This is a genomic window from Aeromonas sp. R5-1, assembly GCF_040908265.1.
Classification (GTDB): domain Bacteria; phylum Pseudomonadota; class Gammaproteobacteria; order Enterobacterales; family Aeromonadaceae; genus Aeromonas; species Aeromonas caviae.
Genome location: NZ_JBFODJ010000033.1, coordinates 25130 through 46773, shown reverse-complemented (window position 1 = coordinate 46773; position 21644 = coordinate 25130). Strand labels below are relative to the sequence as shown.

20 protein-coding genes are annotated in these 21644 nt (G+C 61.4%); 13 read left to right on the top strand and 7 right to left on the bottom strand.

Annotated elements, in window-relative coordinates; translation table 11 throughout:
* Positions 1-173: 173 nt before the first annotated feature.
* From gcvT to gcvP, 3 genes are all read left to right on the top strand, one after another.
* Complete coding sequence (gene gcvT / locus AB5Y64_RS04355) at positions 174-1271, top strand: glycine cleavage system aminomethyltransferase GcvT (protein WP_010675082.1); 1098 nt, start codon at positions 174-176, stop codon at positions 1269-1271.
* Between the two features lie 76 nt (positions 1272-1347).
* A complete protein-coding gene (gcvH, locus tag AB5Y64_RS04350) occupies positions 1348-1737 on the top strand; it encodes a glycine cleavage system protein GcvH (RefSeq protein ID WP_010675081.1) in 390 nt (129 codons plus the stop codon).
* A 232-nt stretch (positions 1738-1969) separates the two neighbouring features.
* Entirely contained in the window at positions 1970-4846 is a 2877-nt protein-coding gene (gene gcvP, locus AB5Y64_RS04345) for an aminomethyl-transferring glycine dehydrogenase (protein ID WP_368203329.1), read from the top strand.
* A gap of 87 nt (positions 4847-4933) precedes the next feature.
* Here gcvP and AB5Y64_RS04340 read toward each other — a convergent pair whose 3' ends face one another.
* The gene (locus tag AB5Y64_RS04340) at positions 4934-5419 is read right to left on the bottom strand and encodes a VOC family protein (protein WP_200163628.1); all 486 of its coding nucleotides are present in this window, start codon (positions 5417-5419) and stop codon (positions 4934-4936) included.
* 228 nt (positions 5420-5647) lie between these two features.
* On the opposite strand from AB5Y64_RS04340, the gene AB5Y64_RS04335 reads away from it, so the two are divergent.
* On the top strand, positions 5648-6397 hold the full coding sequence (locus AB5Y64_RS04335; protein WP_200163629.1) for a class I SAM-dependent methyltransferase: 750 nt from the start codon (positions 5648-5650) through the stop codon (positions 6395-6397).
* A gap of 124 nt (positions 6398-6521) precedes the next feature.
* Here AB5Y64_RS04335 and AB5Y64_RS04330 read toward each other — a convergent pair whose 3' ends face one another.
* Entirely contained in the window at positions 6522-6767 is a 246-nt protein-coding gene (locus AB5Y64_RS04330; RefSeq protein WP_041215012.1) for a hypothetical protein, read from the bottom strand.
* A 116-nt stretch (positions 6768-6883) separates the two neighbouring features.
* Here AB5Y64_RS04330 and AB5Y64_RS04325 point away from each other — a divergent pair, with 116 nt between their 5' ends.
* Positions 6884-8203, top strand: coding sequence for an MFS transporter (locus tag AB5Y64_RS04325; RefSeq protein WP_223931739.1), 1320 nt, complete (start codon positions 6884-6886; stop codon positions 8201-8203).
* 68 nt (positions 8204-8271) lie between these two features.
* Here AB5Y64_RS04325 and ahpF read toward each other — a convergent pair whose 3' ends face one another.
* The 3 genes from ahpF to AB5Y64_RS04310 form a co-directional block, all read right to left on the bottom strand.
* Positions 8272-9858, bottom strand: a complete 1587-nt coding sequence (gene ahpF, locus AB5Y64_RS04320) for an alkyl hydroperoxide reductase subunit F (protein WP_041213024.1) — start codon at positions 9856-9858, stop codon at positions 8272-8274.
* Between the two features lie 142 nt (positions 9859-10000).
* Positions 10001-10567: an alkyl hydroperoxide reductase subunit C gene (ahpC, locus tag AB5Y64_RS04315; RefSeq protein ID WP_010675074.1), complete on the bottom strand. Its 567-nt coding sequence runs from the start codon at positions 10565-10567 to the stop codon at positions 10001-10003.
* A gap of 629 nt (positions 10568-11196) precedes the next feature.
* Positions 11197-11643 (bottom strand): CBS domain-containing protein, encoded by a 447-nt coding sequence (locus AB5Y64_RS04310; protein WP_010675073.1) that lies wholly within the window; start codon positions 11641-11643, stop codon positions 11197-11199.
* 211 nt (positions 11644-11854) lie between these two features.
* Between AB5Y64_RS04310 and queA the strand changes: the two genes are divergently transcribed.
* The 7 genes from queA (at position 11855) to nlpI (ending at position 18884) form a co-directional block, all read left to right on the top strand.
* Positions 11855-12922: a tRNA preQ1(34) S-adenosylmethionine ribosyltransferase-isomerase QueA gene (gene queA / locus AB5Y64_RS04305; protein WP_010675072.1), complete on the top strand. Its 1068-nt coding sequence runs from the start codon at positions 11855-11857 to the stop codon at positions 12920-12922.
* A gap of 118 nt (positions 12923-13040) precedes the next feature.
* Positions 13041-14177, top strand: a complete 1137-nt coding sequence (gene tgt, locus AB5Y64_RS04300; protein ID WP_010675071.1) for a tRNA guanosine(34) transglycosylase Tgt — start codon at positions 13041-13043, stop codon at positions 14175-14177.
* Positions 14178-14227: 50 nt separating this feature from the next.
* Positions 14228-14563, top strand: a complete 336-nt coding sequence (gene yajC / locus AB5Y64_RS04295) for a preprotein translocase subunit YajC (RefSeq protein ID WP_010675070.1) — start codon at positions 14228-14230, stop codon at positions 14561-14563.
* Between the two features lie 18 nt (positions 14564-14581).
* On the top strand, positions 14582-16435 hold the full coding sequence (gene secD, locus AB5Y64_RS04290; RefSeq protein WP_143237663.1) for a protein translocase subunit SecD: 1854 nt from the start codon (positions 14582-14584) through the stop codon (positions 16433-16435).
* A 9-nt stretch (positions 16436-16444) separates the two neighbouring features.
* Positions 16445-17392 carry a protein translocase subunit SecF gene (secF, locus tag AB5Y64_RS04285; protein ID WP_010675068.1) on the top strand — a complete coding sequence of 316 codons (948 nt, stop codon included), beginning with the start codon at positions 16445-16447 and terminating at the stop codon, positions 17390-17392.
* Between the two features lie 100 nt (positions 17393-17492).
* Entirely contained in the window at positions 17493-17861 is a 369-nt protein-coding gene (locus AB5Y64_RS04280) for a rhodanese-like domain-containing protein (protein WP_069651399.1), read from the top strand.
* A 90-nt stretch (positions 17862-17951) separates the two neighbouring features.
* On the top strand, positions 17952-18884 hold the full coding sequence (gene nlpI / locus AB5Y64_RS04275; protein WP_280520777.1) for a lipoprotein NlpI: 933 nt from the start codon (positions 17952-17954) through the stop codon (positions 18882-18884).
* A gap of 75 nt (positions 18885-18959) precedes the next feature.
* Here the strand turns inward: nlpI and AB5Y64_RS04270 are convergent, their stop codons facing one another.
* Together AB5Y64_RS04270 and AB5Y64_RS04265 are read right to left on the bottom strand one after the other, a co-directional pair.
* Positions 18960-19832, bottom strand: coding sequence for a U32 family peptidase (locus AB5Y64_RS04270; protein ID WP_270804513.1), 873 nt, complete (start codon positions 19830-19832; stop codon positions 18960-18962).
* Positions 19833-19844: 12 nt separating this feature from the next.
* Positions 19845-20840 (bottom strand): peptidase U32 family protein, encoded by a 996-nt coding sequence (locus tag AB5Y64_RS04265; RefSeq protein ID WP_010675064.1) that lies wholly within the window; start codon positions 20838-20840, stop codon positions 19845-19847.
* Positions 20841-21029: 189 nt separating this feature from the next.
* Here AB5Y64_RS04265 and AB5Y64_RS04260 point away from each other — a divergent pair, with 189 nt between their 5' ends.
* Positions 21030-21542, top strand: coding sequence for an SCP2 domain-containing protein (locus AB5Y64_RS04260; RefSeq protein WP_103244618.1), 513 nt, complete (start codon positions 21030-21032; stop codon positions 21540-21542).
* Positions 21543-21644 lie beyond the last annotated feature (102 nt).

Sequence of the window (21644 nt, the reverse complement as noted above, 5' to 3'; positions counted from 1 at the left end):
AGGATTAGTTTTTTTTGAGCGGTGCCCCGGCACGCTTGTCATATAATCCGCTCCGTTCAAGGAATCACTCCTGCCCGCCCGGGCGGGAACGAGCACAGAGCTTGTGGTCCGTAGTTCCCGACGAGCCGGGGCGGATTGCGAGTGTTGTCGCGAACGCTTAAGGAAACACAGCGATGATCCAGACTACTGTATTGCATCCGAAACACCTGGAAGCGGGTGCCAAGATGGTGGACTTCCACGGTTGGGAGATGCCCATCAACTACGGTTCCCAGTTGGAAGAGCACCATGTGGTGCGCACCGATGCAGGCATGTTCGATGTCTCCCACATGACCATCGTCGATTTGACCGGCGAGCGGGTCAAAGCCTTCCTGCAACACCTGCTGGCCAACGACGTGGCCAAACTCACCGTACCCGGCAAGGCCCTCTACAGCGGCATGCTCAATCCGGAAGGCGGCGTCATCGATGACCTCATCACCTATTTCCTGACCGATACCTTCTACCGCCTGGTGGTGAACTCCGCCACCCGCGAGAAGGATCTGGCCTGGATCCGCCATCACGCCATCGACTTTGCCGTGAGCGTGACCGAGCGCCCCGAGCTTGCCATGATCGCGGTGCAGGGCCCCCACGCCAAGGCCAAGGCGGCCAAGGTGTTCACCCCCGAGCAGAATGCGGCGGTCGAAGGCATGAAGCCCTTCTTCGGTGTGCAGGCCGGGGATCTCTTCATCGCCACCACCGGCTACACCGGCGAAGATGGCTACGAGATCGTGGTCCCCCAAGAGAAGGCATGCGATCTGTGGCAGGCCCTGCTGGACAACGGCGTGGCCCCTTGTGGCCTGGGTGCCCGTGATACCCTGCGCCTGGAAGCGGGCATGAACCTCTACGGTCAGGACATGGACGAGTCAATCTCTCCGCTTGCCGCCAACATGGCCTGGACCCTGGCCTGGGAGCCTGCCTCCCGCCAATTCATCGGCCGCGCCGCCCTGGAAGCCCAGAAGGCCGCCGGCAACCAGCCCAAGCTGGTGGGTCTGGTGATGGAAGAAAAGGGCGTGCTGCGTGCCGGCATGCCGGTCACCTTCACCAGCGAGAGCGGCGAGACACGGGAAGGGGTGATCACCTCCGGCTCCTTCTCGCCCACCCTGGGTTACAGCATTGCCCTGGCGCGGGTGCCCCGTGATATCGGTGAACAGGCCCAGGTGGAGATCCGCAAGAAGCAGGTCACCGTGAAAGTCACCAAGCCGGCCTTCGTGCGCAACGGCCAGCCGCTGGTGTAATCATTGATTGCGGCGAGGGTTGACCTTCGCCGCCCCATTTTTGTTGAAGCGATCCAAGAGCATAAAGGAAGCACAAATGAGCCATATCCCGAGCGAACTGAAATATGCCACCTCCCACGAGTGGGTCCGTGTTGAAGCCAACGGCGAAGCCGTGGTCGGCATCACCGAGCACGCCCAGGATCTGCTGGGGGACATGGTGTTCGTCGATCTGCCGGAAGTGGGCAAGCAGGTGAGCGCCGGTGAAGATTGCGCCGTGGCGGAGTCCGTCAAGGCCGCCTCCGACATCTACAGCCCGGTGAGCGGCGAGATCCTGGCCGTCAACGAGGAGCTGGAAGGCAGCCCCGAGCTGGTCAACTCCGACCCCTACGGCGCCGGCTGGCTGTTCCGCATCAAGCTGGACGACGCGGGCGAGCTCGCCAACCTGCTGGATGCCGAAGGCTACCAGAACGTGGTGGACGAAGAGTAATGCCCCCGGGCCCTGCCAACACAGCAGGGCCCTCTTGTATGACTGCCATCCTGCGGCCATGGCGGTTGCAGAATGGGCGCAGCCTTTGCACCTTCGGGATGCCCTTGCCGCATTCCCCGTCTGCCCGCGGCGGACACAGAACATGAGTGGAGCCGGTTTCGACCGGCTACAGGAACATCAGGTCTTGGTTGTCAGGATGTCATGCCAGGACCTATTACCAGGAAATAGGGAAATGACCCAGTCACTGTTTGAACTCGAGCAAAAAACCGATTTCATCCGCCGTCATATCGGCCCGGGTGAGGAAGAACTGCGGGCCCTGCTCGCCACCGTGGGGGCCGAGAGCCTGGACGATCTGATTGAGCAGACGGTCCCCGCCGCCATCCGTCGTCCGGGGCCGCTTGGTATCGGCGCCCCCATGACCGAAGTGGAGGCCCTGGCCAAGCTCAAGGGCTATGCGGCCAAGAACCAGATCGCCAAGAGCTACATCGGCATGGGCTACCACGACACCCACGTGCCCCACGTCATCCTGCGCAACGTGCTGGAAAACCCGGGCTGGTACACCGCCTACACCCCCTATCAGCCCGAGCTGGCCCAGGGCCGTCTCGAAGCCCTGCTCAACTTCCAGCAGCTGACCCTGGATCTCACCGGCATGGATCTGGCGAGCGCCTCCCTGCTCGATGAAGCCACCGCCGCCGCCGAAGCCATGGCGCTGGCCAAGCGCATGGCCAAATCCAAATCCAACCTCTTCTTCGTGGCCGACGACGTTCACCCCCAGGTGATCGACGTGGTCAAGGAGCGCGCGGTCCACTTCGGTTTCGATGTGGTGGTCGGCCCTGCGGGCGAGGCCGTGAGCGAAGAGGTGTTCGGTGCCATGTTCCAGTACCCGGGCACCACCGGCAATGTGACCGATCTGCGTTCCCTCATTGCCGCCGTCCAGGCCCAGAAGGGGCTGGCCTGCGTCGGGACCGACATGCTCTCCCTGCTGCTGCTCAAATCCCCAGGTGAACTGGGTGCCGACGTGGTGTTCGGCAGTGCCCAGCGCTTCGGTGTGCCCATGGGTTACGGTGGCCCCCACGCCGCCTTCTTCGCCACCCGCGACGCCTACAAGCGCTCCATGCCGGGTCGCATCATCGGCGTCTCCAAGGATGCCCGTGGCAAGAGCGCCCTGCGCATGGCCATGCAGACCCGCGAACAGCATATCCGCCGCGAGAAGGCCAACTCCAACATCTGTACCGCCCAGGTGCTGCTGGCCAACATGGCGAGCTTCTACGCCGTTTACCACGGGCCGGTGGGGCTGAAAACCATCGCCTCCCGCGTGCACCGTCTGACCACCATCCTGGCGCTCGGCCTTACCGCCAAGGGCGTGGCCCTCAAGCACGGAAGCTGGTTCGATACCCTCACAGTACTGACGTCGGACAAGGCTGCACTCATTGCCAAGGCCGAACGGCTCGGCATCAACCTGCGTGCGGATCTCGATGGTGCGGTCGGTGTGTCCCTCTCTGAAACCACCACCCGAGGCGATGTGGCCGAGCTGTTCGACCTGTTCCTTGGGGCGGGTCACGGCCTCGATGTGGAGGCCCTCGACCAGGCCGCCCAGACGCATCAGGCGATCCCGCAGGATCTGCTGCGCACCGACGCCGTGCTGACCCACGAGGTATTCAACAAGTACCACTCCGAGACCGAGATGCTGCGCTACATCCACCGTCTCGAAGCGAAAGATCTGGCCCTGAACTACGCCATGATCTCCTTGGGCTCCTGCACCATGAAACTCAATGCCACCGCCGAGATGATCCCGGTGACCTGGCCTGAATTCGGCAAGCTGCACCCCTTCGCGCCGCTCAAGCAGACCCAGGGTTACCAGCTGCTGCTGGCAGATCTGGAAGACTGGCTGGTGAAGGTGACCGGCTACGATGCGGTCTGCATGCAGCCCAACTCCGGCGCTCAGGGCGAATACGCGGGCCTCTTGGCCATCAAGAAGTACCACGAGTCTCGCGGCGAGGGGCATCGCGATGTCTGCCTCATCCCGGCCTCTGCCCACGGCACCAACCCGGCCTCCGCCCAGATGGCGGGCCTCAAGGTCATCGTCACCGCCTGTGACAAGGCAGGCAACGTGGATCTGGACGACCTGCGGGCCAAGGCCGCTGAGGTCGGAGACCAGCTCTCCTGCCTGATGGTGACCTACCCCTCCACCCACGGGGTGTACGAGGAGACCATCAAGGAGGTGTGCGACATCGTTCACCAGTATGGTGGTCAGGTGTACCTCGACGGCGCCAACATGAACGCGCAGGTCGGGCTGACGGCGCCAGGCTTTATCGGCGCGGACGTCTCTCACCTCAACCTGCACAAGACCTTCGCCATTCCTCATGGTGGTGGCGGTCCGGGCATGGGCCCCATCGGCGTGAAGAAACACCTGGCACCGTTTGTGGCCGGTCACGCCGTGGTCAAGACCGACAAGGAGAGCCGTGACAACGGCGCCGTGTCTGCCGCTCCGTTCGGTTCGGCCAGCATTTTGCCCATCAGCTGGATGTACATCGCCATGCTGGGGGACGAGGGGCTCAAGAAATCCACCCAGGTCGCCATCCTCAACGCCAACTACCTGGCCAAGAAGCTCGGCGAGTCCTTCCCCGTGCTCTATACAGGTCGCAACGGCCGGGTGGCCCACGAGTGCATTCTGGACATCCGCCCGCTCAAAGAAGCCAGTGGCATCAGCGAGATGGACGTGGCCAAGCGCCTGATGGACTACGGCTTCCACGCGCCGACCATGAGCTTCCCGGTAGCGGGCACCCTGATGGTCGAGCCGACCGAATCCGAATCCAAGCGCGAGCTGGATCGCTTCGTGGAAGCCATGACCGCCATCCGCGCCGAGATTGCCCGGGTAGAGGACGGTCACTGGAGCCTTGCCGACAACCCCCTGGTCCATGCGCCGCACACCCAGGACGACGTGATGGATGCAGAGTGGAACCGTGGCTACAGCCGCGCCGAGGCGGTCTTCCCATCCGACGCGGTGCGCGCCAGCAAGCTGTGGCCGTCGGTCAACCGCATCGACGACGTCTATGGCGATCGCAATCTGTTCTGCTCCTGCGTACCCACCGAGGATTACGCCAAGTAATCGCGGCGCCGTGAAGAGCTGACAGCCAATATGCACAAGGCCACCCCCAGGGGTGGCCTTGTTGTGTGCGGCGCCCGTGCGAACGGGCTACTCGCCCCGGCGCGCCGCCTCGATGGTGGCAATGTCAATCTTGCCCATCTGCATCATGGCCTCGAAGGCGCGTCTCGCTGCCTCGGGGTCGGGATCGGTGATCGCCTCGGTGAGGACCTGAGGGGTGATCTGCCAGGAGATGCCCCACTTGTCCTGACACCAGCCGCACTCGCTCGCCTGACCGCCATGGTCGATGATGGCGTGCCAGTAGCGATCCGTCTCGGCCTGGTCCTGGGTAGCCACCTGAAACGAGAACGCCCAGTTGTGGCGGACCCCGGGCCCGCCGTTGAGGCCGAGGCAGGGGATCCCCATCACCCTGAACTCGACCGTCAGCACGTCTCCTTCCTTGCCAGCGGGATAGTCGGCCGGGGCCCGGTGTACGGCACCGACGGCGGAGTCGGGGAAGAGGCTGGCGTAAAACCGTGCGGCCTCCTCGGCATTCCCGTCATACCAGAGGCAAATCCTGTTCTTGACTGGTCTCATTGTGTCGCAGCTCCATCCTGGTGTTTGTCCTTCGACGCCCGTGAGCGGGCGCCCCGATGGGTATCCTGCCGCCCGCAGCGCCTGCTGCTTCGCTGGGTGACAAGCCAGCCTGTACGCCGTTTGCCACCCGCTTGGGGCTTGCATGATGGGGTCAAGTGTAGTGGCATGGGGATCCTGGTCACCAGGCCGGGAGCCGGCATGAAGGCCGCAGCAAGAGAGGAGTCTGCCATGGACAGTACCCAGCGATTCTCGACCCGGGTCGAGGCCTATGTGAAATATCGACCCGGTTATCCCGCCGCCATGCTGGATTTTCTGGCAAAGGAGCTGGCCATGGGGCCCGAGTCCCAGGTGGCCGACATCGGCGCCGGCACCGGCATCCTGACCGCCCTGCTGGCCCCCCGGGTCGCGCGGGTCTGGGCGGTGGAGCCCAACGACGATATGCGGGCAGCCGCCAAACGGCTGCTCGCCCAGGTGGGGAACATCGGCTGGCTGCACGGCAGTGCGGAAGCCACGGGCCTGCCCACGGGGGCGATGGATCTGGTGACGGTCGCCCAGGCGTTTCACTGGTTCGATCGCGCGGCTTTTCGGCAGGAGTGCCAGCGGCTGCTCAAGCCCGGTGGCCAGGTCGCCCTCATCTGGAATGACAGGCTGACGAATACCCCGTTTCTCAAGGCCTATGAAGAGGGGTTGCACGCCTACTCGGGGGATTACGAGGAGGTCAATCATCGCAACCTCGGCGAGGCGGATTTTCGCGCCTTCTTCACCGGGGAGTACCGGCTCGATCGCTTCGAGAACAGCCAGCTGTTCGATCTTGACGGGGTGCTTGGACGGCTCAACTCCTCCTCCTATGCACCTGTGGCGGGCACGCCGGCCCACGATCAGATGACGGCGCTCGTTCGCCGCGAGTTTGCTCGCCATGCCGTTGACGGCAAGATAGCCTTCAACTATTGCACCCTGGTCTACAGTGGCCGGGTGTAGAACCGTTCAGCGCTGACATCCGCAGTGAAAAGGCCCCCGCCAGTGATGGCGAGGGCCTTGTTTCATTTTGGCGGTCTGTATCCGGGCGATGCGAAAGAGACCGTCGCGCGGCGAAGGGGCGGTATCAGCCCTGATCGATGCCGAGAATGGCCATGGCCTTGGCCAGTGTATCGACCGATTCCTGATGCTTGCCCGCGTTGTGCAAGGTCTCTCCGTCCGCTCTCAACTGTTTTACCTCGGCCAGTTGTTCGGCACTGAGGGCGGGGCCTGCGGCCAGGGCGTCGTCTATCTTCTTCATGTCCATGGGGCAGTGGAAGGCGAGGGCGCTGCCGCAAAAGAGCAGGGCGGCCAACAACAGCATGAGTCTCATCTTTCGGATCTCCATGTGGGGTTCCCGTCAAGCATAGCCCCGCAGGGGGAGGGCATTCGGGTTGAAGGGGGCGGGAGGCAGGGGCTACCATGACCCTTTTGTTGCGAGGAGGCTCCATGGCACTGACAAGGTTGCTGTCCCCCCTGACCAGTCTGGTGATCTTCATTCTGGGTCACGGTCTGTTCAATACCCTGCTGACGGTGCGTCTCTCCGCCGAGCAGGTGTCCACCCAGGCCATCGGTCTGGTGTCGGCTGCCTATTTCGGCGGCCTGGTGTTGGGGACCTTCATCAATGCCCGCCTCATCATCCGGGTGGGGCATATCCGGGCCTATGCGGCTTATGCCTCCCTGCTCTGTTTTCTGTTTCTGCTGCACGGCATGGTGGTGGAGCCTGTCACCTGGGCGGCGCTGCGGCTGATCGGGGGGTTTGCCACCGGCGGCCTGTTCGTGGTGCTGGAGTCCTGGATGCTGGTCTCAAGCACCCCGGCGAACCGGGGGCGGTTGATGTCCCTCTACATGATCCTGCTGTACGGTTCACTTGCCCTGGGCCAGCTGCTGCTCAAGCAGGTGGACCCCATGGTGCTGACGCCGTTCGCCCTGTGCGCCATGGCGGCGACCCTCTCCGTGGTGCCTCTGGCTCTCTCCCGGGTGGCGACGCCGGCCATGGTGGCACCCCAGCCGGTGGGAGTGCTGGAGCTGGTGCGCCTCACCCCGGCGGGAATGGGCAGCAGCTTTACCTCCGGCCTCATCCTCGGGGCCATCTATGGGCTGTTGCCGCTCTATTTCACCGACAGCGGCGCCTCCCTCTCCCAGGTGGCGGACATGATGGCGCTGGTGATCCTGGGGGGGATGTGTCTGCAATATCCCATCGGGCGTGCATCTGATCGTTACGACAGACGGTTGGTGATCCTGCTGCTCTGCGCCCTGCTGACCCTGATCGCGTTGTTGATGGTGCTGCTGCCGGAGCCCTGGCGCGAGCCAGTCGAGGGGACTCTTGTCTTCCTGCTGGGGGGCATGGCGTTCTCTATCTATCCCTTGAGCCTCAGCCATGCCTGCGATGAACTGCGCCCGGATCAGGTGCTGGGGGCAAACCAGGGGCTGCTGCTTGCCTACAGCCTGGGAGCCATGACGGGTCCGCTGCTGGCCCCCTTAACCATGGCGACGTTCGGACCACAGGGGCTGTTCGTCTACTTTGCCCTGTGCGGTCTGCTGCTGTCGGCCTATCTCGGCTGGCGCAGGCGTAAGCGAGCCCCCATTCCGCTGACGGAGCACCAGGTCTTCATGCCGGTGCCCCCCAACACCCCCATGACGGCGGAGCTGGAGCCAAGAACGGATCTGGAAGGGGAGGCAGTGCCGGCGAGCTATCCCGCGACTGATGCAGAAGAGAGAGCGGTGAGTGAAGAGGGGCAGGAGAGGGACGCGCCGCAAGGACGTTGAAGGCTGCCGACCCAACGACAGGGATAAAAAAACCGACTCCAGGGAGTCGGTTTTTTGTTGGGCGGTTATCAGGCGGTCACGGCATCGGCCTGGGTAGCTTGTGCTTCCGGTGCCGGGTTGCGAATGAGGTAATCAAACGCACCCAGGGCGGCGGTGGCACCTGCCCCCATGGAGATGATGATCTGCTTGAACGGCACCGTGGTGGCATCCCCTGCGGCATAGACGCCGGGCAGGGAGGTGGCACCCTTGGTGTCGATCTCGATTTCGCCAAAGCGGGTCAGGGCAATCTCGCTTCCTTTGAGGAACTCGGTGTTCGGCACCAGGCCTATCTGGACGAAGATGCCGGCCACCGCCAGATGCTTGATCTCGCCGGTAGTGCGATCTTCGTAGTCCATGCCCACCACCTTGCTGCCGTCGCCGATCACTTCGGTGGTGCGGGCGCTCATGATGATGTCGATATTGCCCATGGAACGGGCCTTCTTCTGCAGCACGTCGTCGGCGCGCAGGGTATCGGCGAATTCCACCACGGTGACGTGCTCGACGATGCCGGCCAGATCGATGGCCGCCTCGATGCCGGAGTTGCCGCCACCGATCACCGCCACGCGCTTGCCCTTGAAGAAGGGGCCGTCACAGTGGGGGCAGTAGGCCACACCCTTAGTACGGTACTCGAGTTCACCCGGCACGTTCAGGTCGCGCCAGCGGGCACCGGTCGCCAGGATCACGGCGCGGCTCTTCAAGGTGGCACCGGAGGCGAGGTCCACGTTGACGTAACCATCCTTGCTGATGGCGGCGGCACGCTGCTCGGTGATCACTTCCACGCCGTACTGCTTGACGTGCTGCTCCAGGCTGGCGGCCAGCTTGGGGCCCTCGGTGTAGGGCACGGAGATGAAGTTCTCGATGCCGACGGTGTCCATCACCTGGCCACCGAAACGCTCGGCGACAATGGCGGTGCGAATGCCTTTGCGGGCGGCATAGATGGCCGCGGCGGCACCGGCCGGGCCACCGCCCACCACCAGCACGTCATAAGGCGCTTTTTCGCTCAGCTCTTGCGCCTTGCGCTCGGCAGCGCCGGTGTCGAGTTTGGCAACGATCTCTTCCAGCGAGATGCGGCCCTGGCTGAACGGCTGACCGTTCAGGTAGACGTTCGGGACCGCCATGATTTGACGCTCGTTCACCTCATCCTGGAACAGGGCACCGTCGATCATGGTGTGGGTGATGCCGGGGTTCAGGGTGGACATCAGGTTCAGGGCCTGTACCACGTCCGGACAGTTGTGGCAGGAGAGGGAAATATAGGTCTCGAAGTGGAACTCGCCCTTGAGGTTCTTCACCTGCTCCAGCACGGCCGGATCGGCCTTGGAGGGGTGACCGCCGCTTTGCAGCAGGGCGAGCACCAGGGAGGTGAATTCATGACCCATGGGAATGCCGGCAAAGTGCACGCGCGGGGCCTGGCCCTGGGGCGCGATGCTCATGGAAGGCTTGCGGGCGTTACGACCATCGGTCAGGGAAATCTTGGGGGACATCTCGGCTATCTCGCTGGCCAATGCCAGGAGTTCGGCGGATTTGTCGCTGTCATTGCCGGACACGCTGATCTCGATGGGATTGACGATGTACTGCAAGTAACCGTTGAGTTGTTGTTTGAGGTTGGTATCTAACATGGTCGAATTCCTTCTTGCTGAATGCGGGTCGGCACGATGACCGGATACAGAAAACAGAGGTCCACACAGCAGACCGGCGCATTTTCTGAGGGCCGTAAACAAGACCGGCCCTTGAACGGGCCGGTCTTCAGAGCGGGGAGGCTTAGATTTTGCCTACCAGATCCAGGGACGGGGCCAGGGTGGCGTCGCCTTCTTTCCACTTGGCCGGGCACACTTCACCCGGGTGGGAAGCAACGTACTGGGCAGCCTTGACCTTGCGCAGCAGTTCCAGTGCGTCACGGCCGATGCCGCCAGCGTTGATTTCAACGATCTGGATGACGCCTTGCGGGTCGATGACGAAGGTACCGCGGTCAGCCAGGCCAGCTTCTTCGATCATCACGCCGAAGTTGCGGGTGATGGTGCCGGTGGGGTCGCCGATCATCGGGTACTGGATCTTCTGGATGGTGTCAGAAGTGTCGTGCCAGGCCTTGTGGGTGAAGTGGGTGTCGGTGGAGACGGCGTAGATCTCGACGCCCAGCTTCTGGAATTCGGCGTAGTTGTCGGCCAGGTCGCCCAGCTCGGTCGGGCAGACGAAGGTGAAATCAGCCGGGTAGAAGAACACCACGGACCACTTGCCTTTCAGGTCAGCGTCAGACACCTGAACGAATTTGCCATTGTGATAGGCGGTGGCGTTGAACGGCTTGATTTCAGTGTTGATGTAGGTAGACATGTATTTGCTCCTTGGTGATGTACATATGCCTGTCTGGTGTTGAAGAATCGTGCCAGACGAGGCGCTTAACTTTCGATGGAGTCATCATAGTGACTTTTTCTAATCGGTCAAAGCCACAATTTTGAATCACATAAATCTATTTATTAGATAGACCATCACAACTGTACCTAACATGAATATCTCAGGCCTTCGGAGATAACTCATTGTCGAAGTTCAATTTCTGTCCTGCATGTCACATTTTCAAGGGCTGGGCCGGATTTGTTTTCATTGCGTGAGCAGAGAAGGGGGCAGACGAGGCGGCGCAGTAGAAAAAAGAGGGATAAAAAAATCCCGGCGCCGTCGCACAGACAGGGCCGGGTCATCAAACAAGGAATGGCGATAAATATGCTTTACAGCAAAGACTAACTACGGGGTGTGCAAACTTGCAAACATATGAAGAGAAGATGGCGGGTGCACAATCCTCATCTCCTCTTCGGCAACCATTGCATGGTGGGCATCATAGTGTGATGAATGTCACAACACAAGTTTTGTGGTGTAATTTTACAGTCAAATTGAAAGTGTTTCACTTAAATAGCCGTTAAATTAGGCTGAAAACGCTTTTATTGTAATTTTATTACAGAATTTTAAGATCAAAAGTCGGTTGGGGGCTCCTGCTCCTCCATCAGCTCCAGCAGATTGATGGCCACGGCGATGAAGTCCGACTCGGTGACGATGCCAACCAGCTTGCGCCCCTTGAGTACCGGCAGACAGCCATATTTGTGGCGCTGCAGATACAGGGCCGCCTCCTTGATGCCGGCGTGGGGATCCACGCTCGCCACCTGACGAGTCATGATCTCGTCGAGCTGGACGCTGTCGGTGAACTCCGCCTCCCGCTCGGGGTTGATCAGCAGCAGCTTGGATTCACGGGTGGCCAGGATGTCCGAGAGGGTGACCAGACCAAGCAGATGCTGGTGTTCATCGACGATGGGAACGTGACGGATCCGCTCCTGCTGCATCAGCTCCATCGCCTGCTTGACGCTGTTTTCCGGACCCAGAGTAAAGGGGTGTTCAGTCATGATCTCGGAGAGGGTCATCATGGTGGGCCTCCTTGTGTGTCTGCTTCCACCCTAGCCCAGCCCCCGTCGCCAGAACATGATCGGGGTCAATACAAAACCTTAAAGGTTTTTTAACGGGCCCAGCCTCACAAAATGGCCCGCTATCCCTTGTCTTCCTTGGGTTTTTAGTCTTTTGGGTTGCCTTGGAAGAGGGGGATAACTAGACTAGCCGCCGATTCCCCCGAGGTGAAAGATGCAAGTATCCGATTTTCATTTTGATCTGCCAGACGAGCTGATTGCCCGCTATCCCATGGCGGAGCGTACCGCCAGCCGCCTGCTGCAGCTCGATGGTCAAACCGGCGCCCTGCGCCACGGTCATTTTGTCGATGTGCTTGACCAGCTCAACCCCGGCGATCTGCTGGTGTTCAACAATACCCGGGTTATTCCGGCCCGCATGTTTGGCCAGAAGGCCAGCGGCGGCAAGCTGGAGGTGCTGGTGGAGCGCATTCTGGACGAGCACAGCGTGCTGGCGCACGTCCGCTCGTCCAAGTCCCCCAAGCCAGGTACCCGTCTCCTTCTGGATGGCGGTGCCGACGGCGTGCCCGTCGAGGCCGAGATGCGTGCCCGCCACGACGCTCTGTTCGAGATCCACTTCCTCGACCCGCGCCCTGTGCTGACCATTCTGGATGCCATCGGCCACATGCCGTTGCCTCCCTATATCGACCGCCCCGACGAGGATGCCGACAAGGAGCGCTACCAGACCGTCTACAACCAGAAGCCGGGTGCCGTGGCGGCGCCGACCGCCGGTCTGCACTTCGACGAGCCGCTGCTCGAGCAGATCCGTGCCAAGGGCGTGGAGATGGCCTTCGTGACCCTGCACGTGGGGGCGGGCACCTTCCAGCCGGTGCGCGTCGACAAGATTGAAGATCACCACATGCACTCGGAATACGCCGAAGTGCCCCAGGAGGTGGTGGATGCCATCGCGGCGACCCGCGCCCGCGGCGGTCGGGTGGTTGCGGTGGGCACCACGTCGGTACGATCCCTCGAGAGCGCAGCCAAGGCGACCCTGGCCCAGGGCAAGCCGCTGGCGCCCTTCTTCAATGACACCGACATCTTCATCTTCCCCGGTTACGAGTTCCAGGTGGTCGATGCCATGATCACCAACTTCCACCTGCCCGAATCCACCCTGATCATGCTGGTCAGCGCCTTTGCCGGCTATGACAACGTGATGGCCGCCTATCAGGCCGCCGTGGCGGGACAGTATCGTTTCTTCAGCTACGGGGACGCCATGTTCGTCACCCGTCGCCGGGTGCAGGGTTAAGCCTTACCCTTCAGAAGTCGTTCAGGCTCTGCTTGTCAGTATGCCGGCCGGCTTCATATTACCGGGCCCCTCGGGCCCTTTGTTGTCAGACTGTTTCTCTGACTGAATAGAGGTAGCAATGAAATTTGAATTGAAAACCACCGATGGGCGTGCCCGTCGCGGTCAACTGGTGTTCGAGCGTGGCGTGGTCCAGACCCCGGCCTTCATGCCGGTCGGCACCTACGGCACCGTCAAGGGGATGACACCGGAAGAGGTGCGTGAGACCGGTGCCCAGATCCTGCTTGGCAACACCTTCCACCTCTGGCTGCGCCCGGGTCAGGAAGTGATGCGCGCCCACGGCGATCTGCACGACTTCATGAACTGGCAGGGGCCCATCCTGACCGACTCCGGTGGTTTCCAGGTGTTCAGTCTGGGGCACATCCGCAAGATCACCGAGGAGGGGGTGCACTTCCGTCATCCCATCAACGGCGAGAAGATCTTCCTCGACCCCGAGAAGTCCATGGAGATCCAGTACGATCTGGGTTCCGACATCGTGATGATCTTCGACGAGTGCACCCCGTACCCGGCCACTTACGAGGAAGCGCGCAAGTCCATGGAGATGTCCCTGCGCTGGGCCAAGCGTTCCCGTGACAAGTTCGATGCACTCGGCAACAAGAACGCCCTGTTCGGCATCATCCAGGGTTCTGTCTACGAACCGCTGCGGGATGTGTCGCTGGACGGTCTCCTTGAGATCGGCTTCGACGGTTACGCGGTCGGCGGTCTTGCCGTGGGTGAGCCCAAAGAGGACATGCATCGCATCCTTGACCATGTCTGCCCGAAAATTCCGGCCGACAAGCCGCGCTACCTGATGGGGGTGGGCAAGCCGGAGGATCTGGTGGAAGGGGTGCGCCGCGGTATCGACATGTTCGACTGCGTGATGCCGACCCGCAACGCCCGCAACGGTCATCTCTTTACCACCGATGGCGTGGTCAAGATCCGCAACGCCAAGTACCGGGAAGACACCAGCACCCTAGATGCGGACTGCGATTGCTACACCTGCAAGAACTACACCCGTAGCTATCTGTACCATCTGGACAAGTGCAACGAGATCCTCGGTGCCCGTCTGAATACCATCCACAACCTGCGTTATTACCAGCGCGTGATGCAGGGTTTGCGGGACGCGATCGAGCAGGGTAAATTAGACGACTTTGTAACTGAGTTTTACCGTCGGCAAGGGAAGCCTGTGCCTCCACTGGCTGAAAATGACGTGAAATAACAACGACATATAAGTTAGTATTCAAATCTACATCAATAAGAGGTTGTTAAATGAGCATTATCTCCAAGGCGTATGCAGAAGGCGCGGCTCCGGCAGCACAGGGTGGTGGCATGGAAATGATCATCATGCTGGCCGTGTTCGGTCTCATCTTCTACTTCATGATCTACCGTCCCCAGGCCAAGCGTGCCAAGGAGCATCGCAATCTGATGAGCTCCCTCTCCAAGGGCGACGAAGTGCTCACTTCCGGTGGCCTGGTCGGCAAGATCGCCAAGGTTTCCGCCGACAGCGACTACATTGTGCTGGCCCTGAACGATCAGACCCAGGTCACCATCAAGCGTGACTTCGTCTCTGCCGTTCTGCCCAAGGGTTCTATCCAGTCCCTCTAATCTCCCGAGGAGCACAGCGTGTTAAATCGCTATCCGCTGTGGAAATACCTGATGGTGATCGTCGTGATCGCCATCGGTTTTCTATATGCAGCCCCCAATCTTTACGGCGAAGACCCGGCCTTGCAGGTCTCTGCCAGCCGTGGTGCCGAAGTCAAACTAGAAACCCTCGATCAGGTGAAGGAAACCCTCGACGAGGCGAAGATCCCGGTCAAGCATGCGGCGTTCGAGCACGGCTTCATCCTGATCCGTTTCAACAACACCGAAGACCAGCTCAAGGCGCGCGACATCGTGGCCAACAAGCTGGGCGACAATTTCATCACCGCCCTCAACCTGGCACCGTCGACCCCCGCCTGGCTTGAGGCCATCGGCGCGGCGCCCCTGAAGCTCGGTCTTGACCTGCGCGGCGGCGTGCACTTCCTGATGGAAGTGGACATGAATGAGGCGCTGGCCAAGCAGCAGGAACAGATGGTGCAGGATTTCCGCGCCGAACTGCGCACCCAGAAGATCCGCTACTCCGGTGTGCGCCGGGTCGGGGATCAGGTGCAGGTGGTCTTCCGTGACGAGGCCGATCAGGCCAAGGCACTCTCCTTCCTGCGTCGCCAGAATGCGGATCTTGTCTTCACCACCGACCAGAAAGGGGATGACTTCATCCTGCTGGCCACTCTGAGCGAAGCCAAGGTCAAAGAGGTGAAGAAGTATGCCCTCGAGCAGAACATCACCATCATCCGCAACCGGGTGAACGAACTGGGTGTGGCCGAGCCGCTGGTCCAGCAGCAGGGCGGTGAGCGTATCATCGTCGAGTTGCCGGGGATCCAGGACACCGCCCGTGCCAAGGAGATCCTGGGTGCCACCGCGACCCTGGAGTTCCACATGGTCGATGAGGCTGCCGATATCCAGGCCGCTGCCGCAGGCCGCGTGCCGCCGAGCTCCAAGGTCTACAACGATCGCAACGGTCGTCCCGTGGTACTGCAAAAGCGCGTGATCCTGACCGGTGACCACATCGTGGGTGCCCAGTCCGGTTTCGATGAATACAGCCGTCCTCAGGTCAACATCAAGCTCGATGGTCAGGGTGGCAACAAGATGGCCAACTTTACCAAGGACAACGTTGGCAAGGGGATGGCGACCGTCTTCATCGAGTACAAGCCGGTGGGTCAGCCTGGTCCGGACGGCAAGCGCAAGTTCCGCAAGCAGGAGGAGGTGATCAACGTCGCCACCATCCAGTCTCGCCTGGGTAGCCAGTTCCGCATCACCGGGATCGACAACGCCAACGAAGCCCACAACCTGGCGCTGCTGCTGCGTGCCGGTGCCCTGATTGCCCCCATTCAGATCGTCGAAGAGCGCACCATAGGCCCGAGCCTGGGTCAGCAGAACATCGACAGCGGGATGGAAGCCATCGGCTGGGCCATGCTGGTGATCGTGCTCTTCATGGGGATCTACTACCGTGCCTTCGGCTGGGTGGCCAATCTGGCGCTGACCATGAACCTGGTGCTCATCGTCGGTATCATGTCGATGATCCCGGGGGCCACCATGACCCTGCCGGGCATCGCCGGTATCGTGTTGACGCTGGGGATGGCGGTGGATGCGAACGTGCTGATCTACGAGCGTATTCGTGAAGAGATCCGCAATGGTCGCGGGGTGCAGCAAGCCATTCACCTGGGCTTTGACCGCGCCTTCTCCACCATCGCCGACTCCAACGTCACCTCGCTCATCACCTGCGTGATCCTGTTCGGTATCGGTACCGGTGCCATCAAGGGCTTCGCCCTGACCCTCGGGATCGGCCTGACGGCGTCCATGTTCACTGCCATCACGGTATCCCGCGCCATCATCAACCTGGCCTGGGGTGGACGGCGCATCGACAAGCTGCCGATCTAAGGAAGAGACATGTTTCAAATTCTACATTTTGAAAAGCCCATCCCCTTCATGCGTTTCGCCAAGCTGGGTATGGTCCTCTCTGCTCTGGTAACGGTGCTCGCCCTCTACGTTCTGTACGATCGTGGCCTGAACTGGGGGCTGGACTTCACCGGCGGTACCACCATCGAGGTGGGGTTCCAGCAGTCGGTGAGCCTGGACAAGATGCACGAGGCGCTGGATCAGCAGAAGATTGACGGGGCGACCCTGCAGTTCTTCGGCTCCAGCCGTGATGTGCTGGTGCGCATGGCCCCCCAAGAGGGCGTCAAGGTCGAGCAGCAGGGCAACGAGGTCCTGGCGGCCGCCAAGCTGGTCGACGAGAGCGCCGTGCTCAAGCGTGTCGAGTTCGTCGGTCCCTCTGTGGGTGACGAGCTGGCCACCGACGGTGCCCTGGCCATGCTGGCCTCCATCATCTGTATCCTGATCTACGTGGCGGTGCGCTTCGAGTGGCGTCTGGCCACGGGGGGCATCCTCTCCCTGGCTCACGACGTGATCATCACCCTCGGCATCTTTGCCTACTTCCAGTACGAGTTCGACCTGACCGTGCTGGCGGCGCTGATGACGCTGGTGGGGTACTCCCTGAACGACACCATCGTTGTGTTCGACCGGGTGCGGGAGAATTTCCGCAAGGTACGCCGTGGGGACACCGCGGAGATCATGGATCTCTCCATGACCGAGACCCTGAGCCGGACCATCATCACCTCGGGGTTGACCTTCGTGGTGGTGGTGGCGCTGCTGCTCAAAGGCGGGCCTCTGATCCACGGTTTCTCCATCGCCATGGTGATCGGGGTGGCCTTCGGGACCTACTCCTCCATCTATGTGGCGAGCGCCTCAGCCATGTTCCTCGGGATCAAGCGGGAGCACATGCTGCCGACCCAGGTGGAAAAAGAGGGCGCGGATCAGCAAGAGATCCTGCCGTAACAGACAAGGGCGCCGCAAGGCGCCCTTTCTCTTGTGGCCGGGGTGAGTCATGATGCTCCCCACAATCCAGCATCCATTACCCAAAGCAAGGAGCAAGCCCATGCAACACAATCCCCGTTTTCTGGCCCTGGTAGAGGCCATCCGCCCGCAGGTGCAGGAAACCGATGTGCATCAGATCAAGCGCTGGCAGGATGAGGGCCGAGCATTTCATCTGATCGACGTGCGCGAAGAGAGCGAGTGGGCCAGGGGCCATCTGCCGGGAGCCGCCTATCTCGGGCGCGGGGTGATAGAGCGTGACATCGAGACCCGGTATCCGGATCCCGACACCGAACTCTACCTCTATTGTGGTGGGGGATTTCGCTCCATCCTGGTGGCGGATAACCTGCAGAAGATGGGTTATTCCCGGGTCGTCAGCGTCGATGGAGGCTTTCGCGGCTGGAGCGATGCCGGATACCCTGTCGAATCCTGATTTATTTGAGGGAGAGGGGCTGCGCCACATGACAAACGGCCCCGTGATCTTTACCATATGCGGGGTCAAGCGTAAGCGTCGGAGTGTTCATTGAACGTCAGGATAGGGATTGGATACCTCACGGGTATCCTGTTGTTGCTCCCCTTGTGGGGTTGCAGCAGTAGCAGTCAGGTAAAAGCGCCTCAAGTTCCCAAGCCGCAACCCGCTTCACTGGTATTGGCGACCCCCTTGCAGGTCTCCTACCAGAGCGAGTTGGCGTTGGCGCGACTCGGGCAGATGCTCAGTGAAATGGAATTGACGACCGAACAGCGGGCAGAACTCTTCTATGAGCGTGCCGTGGTGTTTGACCGGGTGGGCTTGCGTTCCCTGGCGCGACTCGACTTCAACCGCGCCCTGCGGGAGAAGCCGGATTTTGCCGAGGCCTACAACTTCATCGGTGTCTATCTGGTTCAACAGCAGAACTACGACGAGGCCTATGAGGCGTTCGACTCCGCCCTGGAGCTCGCCCCGGATTACGACTACGCCTATCTCAACCGGGGAATCGCGCTCTATTACGGCAATCGCCCCGAGCTTGCCGCGGCGGATATGAAGCGCTTCTACGAGGCGCAACCAGAAGACCCTTATCGGGTGATCTGGCTCTATCTGGCCGAGCAGAAGCTCAACGGACCGGCGGCCATGAGCCGGATGCGCGAGCGGCTCAACAAGTATGACGACGACGCCTGGAACTGGGATCTGGTGCGCCTCTATACGGGCGACATCAATGCCACCCAGTTGATGAGCAACGTGGTGAAAGGGGTCAAGGACAACAGGGAGCTCGCCGAGCGCCTGTGCGAGACCTACTTCTACCTCGGCAAGTTCGAGCTGGCCAAGGGTAACCGCAAGGAAGCCATCAGCTACTTCAAGCTGGCGCTGGCCAACAACGTCTATGACTTCATCGAGCATCGCTATGCCTTGCTGGAGCTGGAACTGATGGCGCGCAAGCCCCAGCCACCCGGAGCCCAGGGCAAGAGCGGCAAAGCGTGACTAAACGGGTTTGATCCCCACGAAAAAGGCCTCTTGACGAGGCCTTTTTGCTGTCTGGTGACACGGGGTGTGCCGCTACTCCACCAGGCTCATGCCGGGGATCTGGCGCCAGTAACCGTTGCAGTCCCGCTCCTGCAGCAAGGGCAGGGGGGCCATCCCCTGTTCGTTGGCCTTGAAGCGCTCCAGCATCGTCAGGGTCTCCATGCCTTCGGGCGAGAGGCGCACTACATCCACCAGCCCCTCCATCCCCTTGAGCTCGTTACCCAGGTTGTAGCAGTAACCGGACTGGGTCTGGATGCCGTTGAGGTTGAACACCTTCTGCCCTTCGCGACTGCTGGCAAGTCGCCCGGTGGGGTAGTGGATGCAGGCAAGTTCGCAGTTGTCCTTGGGCCGGTCGAGGGAGCGGGCGGTGAAGCAGCGTGCCGAGTAGGCGAGCGGCAGATGACCATAGGCGAACACCTCAACCTCGAACTGCTGGCGCTCCCTGCCCAGATCCTGATTGAGCTGCATCAGCCAGTCGCGGGAGAGCTCCACCGGCATCACCCAGCGCTGCATCCCCTGTTTAAGCAGCATGCGCAGCACGTCGGCGTTGTAGGCGTTGATGGCGGGGCCGCAGACGAACGGCAGCCCGGCTTCACTGGCGAGCTGGACGGCCCCCAGATCGTTGGCCTCGATCATCAGCTCGCCGTTGTCGATCAGTCGCTTGACCTCCTTGAGCTCGGAGGGGGCAGAGATCAGCGCCAGCGTGGAGAGCACCGCCTGCCTGCCCGAGGCGGTCACCTGACGGGCGAGGGCAATCCAGTCATCCACTTTCAGTTCGCGCCGCTTGCTGCAGACGGTTTCCCCCAGATAGACGATGTCGGCCTGGCTGGCGGCCACCGCCTGATAGAAGGCCTGGGTGTCGGCCTTGGGCCAGTAGAAGAGCAGGGGGCCGAGAGAGAATTTCATGAACAGGGCTCCTTATTGCCACTGGCGATGATAGGCACCGAGGGTGGTCTGGCTCCCCTCGGAGACGCGGGCGAGCTGGGCATCCCACTCAGCCTTGACCTGATAGGCCTCGGGGTTGGCCTGATAGGCGTCGATGGCGGCGCGCCAGACCCGGGTCACCTGCTCCACATAGGCGGGGCTGCGCTGGCGTCCTTCAATCTTGACTGACTGGATGCCGGTCTGGAACAGCTCGGGCAGGAGGCCGAGGGTGTTGAGGCTGGTGGGCTCCTCCAGCGCGTGATAGGTCTGGCCATCCACCTCGAAGCGCCCCTTGCACAGGGTCGGGTAGCCGGCGTTTTCCCCCGGGCCGTAACGATCGATCAGCACCTCGTTGAGTCGGGATTCGAGGCCGCTCGGGGTCTCTTCCCAGCGCACGAACTTGGCCGGTGAGCAGGCGCCGACGGTGTTGGGGCTCTCGCCGGTCATGTAGGAGGAGAGGTAGCAGCGCCCCTCCGCCATGATGCAGAGGCTGCCGAAGGCGAACACCTCGAGGCCGACGTCGGTCTCGCGGGCAAGCTGCCTGACCTGATGCATGGAGAGCACCCTCGGCAGCACCACCCGGCCGACGTTGAAGTGCTGCTGGTAGAAGCGGATGGCGGCGGCGTTGGTGGCGCTGGCCTGGACCGAGACATGCAGCTCCATGTCGGGATGGCGGCGGCTGGCATAATCGAGCACGGCGAGATCGGCGATGATCAGGGCATCGGCACCGAGCGCCACCCCTTTGTCCACGGCCTGCTTCCAGCGGGCGTCGGAGCCCGGGTGGGCGAAGGTATTGATGGCGATGTGCAGCTTGCGGCCATGCTGGTGGACATAGTCAACCGCTCTTTCCAGCTTGCTGTCGGTGAAGTTGAGCCCGGCGAAGTGGCGGGCATTGGTGTCATCCTTGAAGCCGATGTAGACCGCATCGGCCCCGTTATCCACGGCTGTCTTCAGTGCCGGCAGGCTGCCTGCCGGGCAGAGTAATTCCATCGGGTACGCTCCGAGAGGGCAAAAATGCAAAAGTGGCCCGATTGTATTCATGCTTGCCCTCCCGCTTTTTGACCTGAGGCAGCTTTAGGTGGCTTTACCCTTCTTGAGGTAAGTGGGCACAAGTTTGATTTTCAACAGGATCTTGCCGAAGGGGCTGTGCTTGAATGCGCAAAAAACTGGGAGTTTATCGTGTTTCAACATCTGCAACGTCGCCTGGTCGAACAGGCACCCCGTCTCTTGCGCCACCCCCTCAAGCTGGTGCCCTTCCCTTTGCAACAAAACCTGATGGAGGCCCTGCTGGGCAGGGTATTCCGGGAGGCCATCGAAGAGGGGGAATTTGCGTTTCTTGCGGGCAAGTGGCTGAAAGTGGAAGTCAGCGATCTGGGGCTATGCTGGTTTATCAGCGAGCAGGAGGGAAAATTGGTGGTGGCAAGGAAGTGTGAGCATGCCGATGTCTGTTTCAGCGGCAATAGCCAGGATCTTGTTCTGATCGCCGGGCGCCGTGAAGACCCGGATTCCCTCTTCTTCCAGCGTCGGCTGAAGATAGAGGGGGATACCGAGCTGGGCCTGGAGGTGAAAAATTTGATGGACAGCCTGGATCTGGACGGGCTGGGATTGATGAAATTCCCCCTGATGGATCTGGCGACCTTTATCGAGCGGGCCCGCGAGACGCACGTGCCCACTGCCGCGACAATGGGCTGAGCCGTTTTCTTGCCCGAGTGCTGCGGAACAGGTGAACCTGAGCCGCAGTACCCCACTGTCAGCGTGACCACGCAGGGTGGGGATGTATCATCTGTCTGTTTG

What these genes read in the sequence shown, in the direction of transcription:
- gcvT (WP_010675082.1), top strand. Translation starts at nt 174, where the DNA reads ATGATCCAGACTACTGTATTGCATCCGAAACACCTGGAAGCGGGTGCC.
- gcvH (WP_010675081.1), top strand. Translation starts at nt 1,348, where the DNA reads ATGAGCCATATCCCGAGCGAACTGAAATATGCCACCTCCCACGAGTGG.
- gcvP (WP_368203329.1), top strand. Translation starts at nt 1,970, where the DNA reads ATGACCCAGTCACTGTTTGAACTCGAGCAAAAAACCGATTTCATCCGC.
- AB5Y64_RS04340 (WP_200163628.1), bottom strand. Translation starts at nt 5,419, where the DNA reads ATGAGACCAGTCAAGAACAGGATTTGCCTCTGGTATGACGGGAATGCC.
- AB5Y64_RS04335 (WP_200163629.1), top strand. Translation starts at nt 5,648, where the DNA reads ATGGACAGTACCCAGCGATTCTCGACCCGGGTCGAGGCCTATGTGAAA.
- AB5Y64_RS04330 (WP_041215012.1), bottom strand. Translation starts at nt 6,767, where the DNA reads ATGAGACTCATGCTGTTGTTGGCCGCCCTGCTCTTTTGCGGCAGCGCC.
- AB5Y64_RS04325 (WP_223931739.1), top strand. Translation starts at nt 6,884, where the DNA reads ATGGCACTGACAAGGTTGCTGTCCCCCCTGACCAGTCTGGTGATCTTC.
- ahpF (WP_041213024.1), bottom strand. Translation starts at nt 9,858, where the DNA reads ATGTTAGATACCAACCTCAAACAACAACTCAACGGTTACTTGCAGTAC.
- ahpC (WP_010675074.1), bottom strand. Translation starts at nt 10,567, where the DNA reads ATGTCTACCTACATCAACACTGAAATCAAGCCGTTCAACGCCACCGCC.
- AB5Y64_RS04310 (WP_010675073.1), bottom strand. Translation starts at nt 11,643, where the DNA reads ATGATGACCCTCTCCGAGATCATGACTGAACACCCCTTTACTCTGGGT.
- queA (WP_010675072.1), top strand. Translation starts at nt 11,855, where the DNA reads ATGCAAGTATCCGATTTTCATTTTGATCTGCCAGACGAGCTGATTGCC.
- tgt (WP_010675071.1), top strand. Translation starts at nt 13,041, where the DNA reads ATGAAATTTGAATTGAAAACCACCGATGGGCGTGCCCGTCGCGGTCAA.
- yajC (WP_010675070.1), top strand. Translation starts at nt 14,228, where the DNA reads ATGAGCATTATCTCCAAGGCGTATGCAGAAGGCGCGGCTCCGGCAGCA.
- secF (WP_010675068.1), top strand. Translation starts at nt 16,445, where the DNA reads ATGTTTCAAATTCTACATTTTGAAAAGCCCATCCCCTTCATGCGTTTC.
- AB5Y64_RS04280 (WP_069651399.1), top strand. Translation starts at nt 17,493, where the DNA reads ATGCAACACAATCCCCGTTTTCTGGCCCTGGTAGAGGCCATCCGCCCG.
- AB5Y64_RS04270 (WP_270804513.1), bottom strand. Translation starts at nt 19,832, where the DNA reads ATGAAATTCTCTCTCGGCCCCCTGCTCTTCTACTGGCCCAAGGCCGAC.
- AB5Y64_RS04265 (WP_010675064.1), bottom strand. Translation starts at nt 20,840, where the DNA reads ATGGAATTACTCTGCCCGGCAGGCAGCCTGCCGGCACTGAAGACAGCC.